The following is an 8,148-nucleotide window of genomic DNA, read 5'->3' as shown; positions in this document are numbered from 1 at the left end:
TCTTTCCAGCCAATCAGTGATTCATCAATCAGCAACTCACTTGTTGGTGATAAATCTAGGCCGCGCTCACAAATTTCGTTAAATTCTTCCATGTTGTAAGCCACACCGCCACCGGTGCCACCCATAGTGAAAGAAGGACGAATAATACACGGAAAACCAATACGTGTTAGCGTATCGTGTGCTTCATCCATAGAGTGAGCAATTTCAGCACGTGGACATTCAAGGCCAATGTTTTTCATGGCTACGTCAAAGCGTTCACGGTTCTCTGCTTTGTCGATTGCATCGGCGGTTGCGCCAATTAACTCAACGCCGTGTTTAGCCAGTACGCCGTGCTTATCTAAATCAAGTGCACAGTTTAATGCCGTTTGACCACCCATTGTTGGTAGTACTGCATCTGGCTTTTCTTTTTCAATAATTTTTTCTACCACTTCCCAATGAATAGGTTCGATGTACGTTGCATCGGCCATTTCCGGGTCAGTCATGATAGTCGCTGGGTTTGAGTTAACTAATATAACTCTAAAGCCTTCTTCTCTAAGTGCTTTACACGCTTGAGCACCAGAGTAATCAAATTCACAAGCTTGACCAATTACAATTGGGCCTGCGCCTAAGATAAGAATGCTTTTTAAATCGGTACGTTTTGGCATTATTACTCCAGTTAAATTAGTTATTACGCGCTTGCATCAGGTCGATGAAGTGGTCAAATAATGGGGCTGCATCGTGCGGGCCTGGGCTTGCTTCTGGGTGACCTTGGAAGCTAAACGCTGGCTTATCAGTACGATGAATACCTTGTAGTGTTCCATCAAATAACGATTTGTGCGTGGCACGTAAGTTACTTGGTAGTGTGTCTTCATCGGCAGCAAAACCGTGGTTTTGTGCGGTGATCATTACTACATCGCGGTCTAAGTCTTTTACTGGGTGGTTACCACCGTGGTGGCCAAATTTCATTTTTACTGTTTTAGCACCTGAGGCCAGTGCTAATAATTGATGCCCTAAACAAATACCAAAAATTGGTGTGTCGGTTTCTAAAAAGGTTTTAATTGCATCAATAGCGTAAGTACATGGCTCTGGATCGCCAGGACCATTAGATAAGAAGATACCATCTGGGTTTAAAGCAAGTACATCGGCGGCTGAGGTTTGCGCTGGTACAACGGTTAATTTACAACCGCGATCAACTAGCATACGTAAAATATTACGTTTAACACCGAAGTCGTAGGCTACTACATGAAACTTTTCATCATCGCTGCTAAGGGTTTTAAATCCTTGGCCTAATGTCCAGCTTGATTCGCGCCACTCAAAATTTTCCTTGGTTGAGACAACTTTTGCTAAATCCATACCTTTTAAACCTGGGAAGGTTTGCGCGGCTTGTAACGCTTTGTTTTCGTCTAACTCGTCACCGGCAATAATACAGCCGTTTTGTGCGCCTTTATCGCGCAAAATACGGGTAAGCTTTCTGGTGTCGATGTCCGCAATACCCAAAATATTACGTTGTTTTAAGTAATCATCTAACGATTGCTCGTTACGAAAGTTACTTGCTAGCAGTGGCAAATCACGGATCACTAGGCCTTTAGCCCAAATTTGATTCGCTTCTTCGTCTTCGCTGTTGGTACCCGTATTGCCGATATGTGGGTACGTCAAAGTTACGATTTGTTCCGCGTATGATGGATCAGTCAAAATTTCTTGATAACCAGTCATAGACGTATTGAATACTACTTCACCGACTGACATGCCGTCAGCGCCGATTGCAGTACCGCGAAACACTGTGCCGTCTTCTAGGACTAACAGAGCGGATTTAGTCAAGTTAAACCTCCTAACAGTAAAAAACGGGAGTAAGCAAATGCTTAACACCCCGCCAATACCCAGAGGGATCGTCAAAACCAGATTTTTTTGTGAGCTTAAATTGTTTTACGCAGTCTTAAATGATGCCGATATAAAACGCTAAACCTTCAATCATTTTTCTTGCCTAAAACTCTTTTCATTCCCACTGAAACCCCTGGTTTTACTAGCCACTTGGGTATAATTGGAAACACGCATTTAGTAATTTTTGGCAAATTGGCTGCATTCTACATGAAGATGCTATTTAGGTCTAACGTTATTTAGATAAACACTACAAACAAGTCGCTTTAGGCAAAAATAGACCCAAACAGCTAAAAAAGTAACTAAACTACTTGAGATCTAGCACATCTTGCATATCATAAAGTCCTGCTGGTTTATTTTGTAACCACTGCGCAGCCCTTATAGCTCCTAATGCAAAGGTCATTCGCGAACTTGCTTTGTGGGTTAATTCAAGCCTTTCGCCCATAGTTGCGAAATAGGCGGTGTGTTCACCTACTATGTCCCCGCCTCTTAGTACTGAATAGCCAATTTCATTTTGCGATTTTGCGGTTTCTACTTGGCTGCGGTCGTATACCGCTACTTCATCGTGATCCCACCCTTTAGCCTGTGCAATAGATTCACCAATGGCTAATGCTGTGCCCGATGGCGCATCTATTTTATGACGATGATGCGCTTCAAAAACTTCTATATCTAGGTCGTCACCAAATTTAGTGGCCGCTGTTTGCACTAGGTTAAGTAGCACATTAACGCCAACGCTGTAGTTACGCGCAAACACAATAGGAATATGTTTAGCAGCATTTTCTAATAATGCCATGTCTTCGCTAGTTAAACCTGTGGTGCCTATAACCATAGGCAGTTTTTTATCGAGCGCTGTTTTTAAGTGATTGCGCATACCTGCTGGTAACGTAAAGTCGATAAGTACATCAACATCAGCAACCTTGCTCTCGTCGCTAAAGCTAATGGCTTTGTCGGCTGCACTGTTTACTTGATTTACATTAATACCCAATAACGATGAGCTGCTGCGAACATACGCACCACCAAGTTGTGTTTGCTCTTTAATTGTCGCGGCTTCTAATAGGGCTAAGCCCATTCTGCCGTTAGCACCAAAAACACCTATTCGATTCATTGTTATTGCCTTAATCTGATTTAGTTGGATCTGTTGTTGCGTACCCTGACTAATTTGGCGCCCTAAACTTGCTTTGAGCAATTATTAGCCGCATATAATCGCACACCGGTAGATATTATCTAAAAGTCGTGCAATAGTCAGGTAAGCCCTTAATTAAATAATAATAACAATACCAGTTTACTTTAGCCATCTATACATTTAAACTTCTCTTTCGCGTCGATTTGGTCTTTGGCTTGCGGGCGCTGTGGTCATCTACTTTTCAATTAAAGAGTGATCTACTAAATTCAGCTAAAAGAGGAGTTTTGGCTGTGGTTATATTAACTGGTTATGAGGAATACAATGCAGCCAACATTTAATAAAAACAAAGCAATTCTATCTTTGCTTCCCCTTCTTACCTTTGTAGCCCTTTTTTTAGGCTCAGGTTTATATTTACAATCGCAAGGGGTTGATTACGCTTTTTACCAGCTCCCAGCGCCGGTTGCTATACTACCCGCTATTATGCTTGCCTTTATTTTAAACAAAGGCACTGTAAACCAATGTGTTGAAACCTTTATCAAAGGCGCAGGACACAACAACATTATTACCATGTGTTTAATTTATTTACTTGCTGGTGCATTTTCGGCAGTAGCAAGTGCCACCGGTGGTGTGGATGCGGTTGTAAACGCTGGCTTGTCACTTATTCCCCCGTCGCTGTTATTACCTGGGCTATTTTTAATTGCTGCGGTTGTCTCTACTGCAATGGGTACATCAATGGGTACCATTGGTGCTATAGGGCCAATTGCTTATGCGGTATCCGTTAAAACAGGCATCGACCCTGCCCTAATGGCCGGTACTATAGTATCGGGCGCAATGTTTGGTGATAACCTTTCTATTATTTCAGACACAACCATTGCTGCAACGCGTACGCAAGGCTGTGAAATGAAAGACAAGTTTAAAGAAAACTTAAAAATAGCGGTTCCTGCTGCCGTATTAACCATTGCTTTGCTGCTTTATTTAACACCTGCTCCACAAGCAGTAGAAACTAAAGATTTTGATTTATTATTAGTGCTGCCTTATGCCTTTATTTTAGTATTGGCTGTTGCCGGTATGAACGTGTTTGTGGTGCTATTTAGCGGTATTGTATTTGCTGCGCTAATGGGCTTTACCGGCAGTTACGAAGGCGCAAGCTTTGTAAAGGATATTTACAAAGGCTTTACCGATATGCAGGAAATATTTTTACTTTCTATGTTTATTGGTGGCTTATCTGAATTTATTCGTATTAACGGCGGCCTTGATTTTCTGGCACAAAAAATTCAAGCCATTACAAAAGTGATTGCCAAGTGGCACCGCAAAGTAGCTGATCAGCTTGGTATAGCTGCATTGGTATTAACCAGCAACGTGTGTATAGCCAATAACACGGTATCCATTATTGTTGCAGGTCCTATTGCTAAAAAACTTGCTGATGATGGCGAAATAAGTGGTAAACGCTCTGCAAGTTTACTTGATATTTTTGCTTGTGTTACGCAAGGCTCACTGCCCTATGGTGCTCAAGCATTACTGTTAGGTGCTACGTTTAAAATTAGCCCGTGGGAAGTATCAACGTCATCTTACTATTGCTTTATTTTAGCTTTTACTGCCATTGCCGTTATTTGTTTGCGCCGCAATAAAGCCTAAATTTTGTGCAAAACCTTATGTTGCAGCTTAATAAATAAGCTGCAACATATGTTAAAATAATAATCTACAAATCAATACCTTGTGCTATAATGCGCGCTTTCGCGTGTCACTAAAGTTATAGTTAAATATAGATTATGAAATTTAAAAAATTACTTCCCCTCGTTACCCTTACGTCAATCGCTTTATCATCTTCTGCCCTTGCTGCTAATTGGAGCAGTACCGCATTACATGTTAATAATGGCGACCAAAAAAACCCATTTACCAAGCAAGAATCAGACACTACTGTTTACTCGCTGCAACATGCATCGGGCTATGATTACGGTGATAACTTTTTCTTTATTGATTACAGCAAAGACGATACAACCGACGGCTACCAAGATAGCGACTTTTACGGCGAATGGTATTCAACGCTAAGCTTATCGGCTATTAGCGGTGAGAAAATTGGCGCAGGTGCATTATTAGATGTAGGCCTTACTGGCGGAATTAACGTTGCCGGCGATGCCAAAATGATGAAATACCTACCGGGTGTTAAATTAAGCTGGGATGTACCTGGGTTCAACTTTTTTCAAACACTTGTCACTGCCTATATTGATGACAGTGAAGGCGTAGCAAAAGGCGGGGCCCCTATTGAAACTAACAGCTGGATGTTTGATGTAGCCTTTGAATACCCGTTTACCGTAGGCTCGCAAAAATTTAGCTTTAAAGGACACGCTGAGTACATTGCAGAGCGCGAAGATGAATTTGGTAACGACGTAGAAGCGTGGATACTTGCACAGCCTATTTTAGTATGGGATATGGGGCACGCGTTAGAAATGAAAGAGAACACCCTATTACTGGGTATGGAACTGCAATACTGGCATAACAAGCTAGGCACTGAGGTCACTGAATCGGTTCCACAAATACACGTTGAGTGGACTTTTTAAGCCCTTACAGTGTAAAACAGAGTCACATTACTTTTAAACGGAGCACTTAAACAGTGCTCTTTTTTTTGCCATGAAAACTATTTAATTGAACAGCCTTTAATACTTAGTTATTGTCTTACTTTAATTAAAGCCGTGTGCTTGCCTTTAATAGGAGTAAGGAAATGCCAGCGATTAAAGTTATTTGTTTGTCTGCATTATTAGCCTTTACTAATAATGCATTTGCCAGTAGTACAGAACCCTCTAAAACCCTCTCTTACGATGCACTTTTAACAAATTACCAGTATGATTTTAAAGTAAATTATTTTGATATTGCATCACAAAAGCAATCGCTAAAAATGGCGTATATTTATTTAAAACCCACACAAAAAAATATGCCAACAGTGACGCTAATGCACGGTAAAAACTTTAATGCCGACTACTGGAGCCCCACAGCCCGTTACTTACAGTCGCTTGGGTTTGGGGTGCTGATTCCCGATCAAATTGGTTTTGGTAAATCTTCAAAGCCCACTAACTATCAATATTCATTTGCGGCGCTTGCGCATCATACACATGCATTAATGGACTCGCTAAATCTTGAAAAGTCGATAGTTGTTGGCCACTCTATGGGGGGAATGCTAGCGAGCCGTTTTGCATTAATGTACCCAGATACAACCACTAAACTGATTTTGCTTAATCCAATAGGGCTTGAAAACTACTTACACTATGTAAAATACAAAGACACCAACTTTTTTTATAAAAATGAGCTTAACAAAACGCCCGAAGGTGTTAAAAAGTACCAGCAAAAAAACTATTACGAAGGTCAATGGAATGCTCAGTATTCAGCATTAACCGACTTTATTACAGGCCAAATACAAGGCCCAGATAAAGAGCAAATTGCCTGGGTTAACGCTAAAACCTACGATATGATTTTTACCCAACCGGTGATCACTGAATTTAAAGACTTAACCGTGCCCGTTAAATTAATTATTGGTACGCGTGACAGAACAGGCCCTGGCCGAAACTGGAAAAAAGACGGGATAGATTATCAGCTGGGGCGTTACGATAAATTAGGAAAACACGCTGCTGGGCTTATTCCTGATGCGCAACTGTTTGAACTTGATAATTTAGGTCATTTACCGCAAGTAGAAGATTTTGAGCGATTTAAGGCAGTGTTTAAACAAGCACTAAGTGAGTAATAGCTTGATACTTAATAAAATAAAGCCCCTGTAAGTAAACTGCTTACAGGGGCTTGTTATATAAAACTAATTTACAGCGTACATTGCGGGTTTTTACCCTGCGATTTAGCCGTACTTTGCTCGCTAAGAGCTTCGCTCATTTGTGCTTGTAAATTATTAATTCGATTGCTCGGTGCAGGGTGAGTAGATAAAAACTCAGGTGTGCTACCACTGCCTGCTGCGCTCATATTTTGCCAAAGCGTTACCGACTCTTGTGGGTTAAAACCAGCCTTCGCCATTAAATCTAAGCCAATGGTATCGGCCTCTGATTCGTGTGAACGGCTAAACGGTAAAACTACGCCGTACTGCGCGCCTAAGCCTAAACCTTGCATAATTTCGTTGCGGTATTGTACGTTGCCCATTTCAAGCGCTGCGCTGCCTAATTGCATACCGGTATCTAAAATTGAGCTTTGCGATACACGCTCATTTGAATGCTCTGCTATAACGTGGCCCACTTCGTGCCCTAGTACGGTTGCAAGCTGATCTTGATTGGTGGCTATTTTTAATAACCCCGTATGAACACCTATGTAGCCACCAGGTAATGCAAAGGCATTTGCCGACTCATCTTCAAATACCACGACTTCCCAATTTTGTGAAGCGTATTCTTTTGGTAAAACAGCCACGACCTTTTCAGCAATACAATTTACATACGCATTGGTTTTTGCATCTTTATTGATTGGCTGTGACTCCTTCATTTGAGCAAAACTTGCGGTGCCCATTTCACTCATTTGTTGCTCTGAATACAGCGCAATTTGAGTACGCCCCGTAGGCGATGTTTTACAGCCGGCTAAAACTGCGGTTGCGAGTAAGGCAAGGGCTAGCTTTTTCATGGTGTTTCCTTCAAGTCTTTAATTTTTATTAGTTGTAGAATAGCAAACACAGTGCCAGTTTAGAATCTTTGCTCCTTATTACGCCGCTTTTTATTTTTAATAAATAAATGACCTTGCCAGACAAACTAAGTTTATACCCTTGCATAGCCCTGTTACACTATAAGCCTTGTTTTTAGTGAATGTTGAGTGACTACATGGACGCCTCGGCCTCGTCTTTTAATACCCGAATTTTGTTACCTTTGTTAGCCAGTATTGTTGCTATTACGCCACTGGCTATAGACATGTACTTACCGGCCATGTTGGTTATTGCGAACGATTTACAAACCACTATGCCAAATGTACAAATTTCGCTAAGTATTTATTTGGCTGGCTACTCGCTAGGCATGTTATTTTTTGGCCCTATTGCCGATCAACTCGGACGACGAAAACTAGCCCGTATTGGCTTAACCTTATTTGGTGTAAGCTCATTTGCGCTGGCTTTTACCACCGAAATACACACCTTTTGGGTACTTAGAGCCGTGCAAGCATTCACCGGCGCGGCAGCTACGGTGGTTGTGCCTGGCGTAATT

8 protein-coding genes are annotated in these 8,148 nt (G+C 41.5%); 4 read left to right on the top strand and 4 right to left on the bottom strand.

Features of this window, described 5'->3' with window-relative positions; translation table 11 throughout:
- The 3 genes from B2R65_RS00605 to dapB all read right to left on the bottom strand — a co-directional run.
- Positions 1–644 (bottom strand): carbamoyl phosphate synthase preATP-grasp domain-containing protein (locus tag B2R65_RS00605; RefSeq protein ID WP_476748303.1); only part of this gene is annotated, 644 nt, incomplete at its 3' end.
- Between the two features lie 16 nt (positions 645–660).
- Positions 661–1,797, bottom strand: coding sequence for a glutamine-hydrolyzing carbamoyl-phosphate synthase small subunit (gene carA / locus B2R65_RS00600; RefSeq protein WP_004588094.1), 1,137 nt, complete (start codon positions 1,795–1,797; stop codon positions 661–663).
- A 364-nt stretch (positions 1,798–2,161) separates the two neighbouring features.
- Complete coding sequence (gene dapB / locus B2R65_RS00595) at positions 2,162–2,959, bottom strand: 4-hydroxy-tetrahydrodipicolinate reductase (RefSeq protein ID WP_138685009.1); 798 nt, start codon at positions 2,957–2,959, stop codon at positions 2,162–2,164.
- Between the two features lie 339 nt (positions 2,960–3,298).
- On the opposite strand from dapB, the gene B2R65_RS00590 reads away from it, so the two are divergent.
- The 3 genes from B2R65_RS00590 to B2R65_RS00580 all read left to right on the top strand — a co-directional run bounded on the left by B2R65_RS00590 (position 3,299) and on the right by B2R65_RS00580 (position 6,710).
- The gene (locus B2R65_RS00590; RefSeq protein ID WP_004588096.1) at positions 3,299–4,612 is read left to right on the top strand and encodes a Na+/H+ antiporter NhaC family protein; all 1,314 of its coding nucleotides are present in this window, start codon (positions 3,299–3,301) and stop codon (positions 4,610–4,612) included.
- A 134-nt stretch (positions 4,613–4,746) separates the two neighbouring features.
- Positions 4,747–5,535 (top strand): hypothetical protein, encoded by a 789-nt coding sequence (locus B2R65_RS00585; protein WP_004588097.1) that lies wholly within the window; start codon positions 4,747–4,749, stop codon positions 5,533–5,535.
- 161 nt (positions 5,536–5,696) lie between these two features.
- Positions 5,697–6,710 carry an alpha/beta fold hydrolase gene (locus tag B2R65_RS00580; protein ID WP_286740086.1) on the top strand — a complete coding sequence of 338 codons (1,014 nt, stop codon included), beginning with the start codon at positions 5,697–5,699 and terminating at the stop codon, positions 6,708–6,710.
- Positions 6,711–6,781: 71 nt separating this feature from the next.
- Here B2R65_RS00580 and B2R65_RS00575 read toward each other — a convergent pair whose 3' ends face one another.
- On the bottom strand, positions 6,782–7,579 hold the full coding sequence (locus B2R65_RS00575; RefSeq protein ID WP_286740083.1) for a M48 family metallopeptidase: 798 nt from the start codon (positions 7,577–7,579) through the stop codon (positions 6,782–6,784).
- Between the two features lie 194 nt (positions 7,580–7,773).
- On the opposite strand from B2R65_RS00575, the gene B2R65_RS00570 reads away from it, so the two are divergent.
- On the top strand, positions 7,774–8,148 hold a 375-nt coding region (locus tag B2R65_RS00570), incomplete at its 3' end, for an MFS transporter (protein WP_286740081.1).

It is taken from the genome of Pseudoalteromonas sp. UBA2102 (genome assembly GCF_002331165.1).
In the GTDB taxonomy this organism is placed as follows: Bacteria; Pseudomonadota; Gammaproteobacteria; order Enterobacterales; family Alteromonadaceae; genus Pseudoalteromonas; species Pseudoalteromonas atlantica.
Note: the sequence above shows the minus strand (reverse complement) of the source record. Positions and strands in the feature narration are given on the sequence as shown.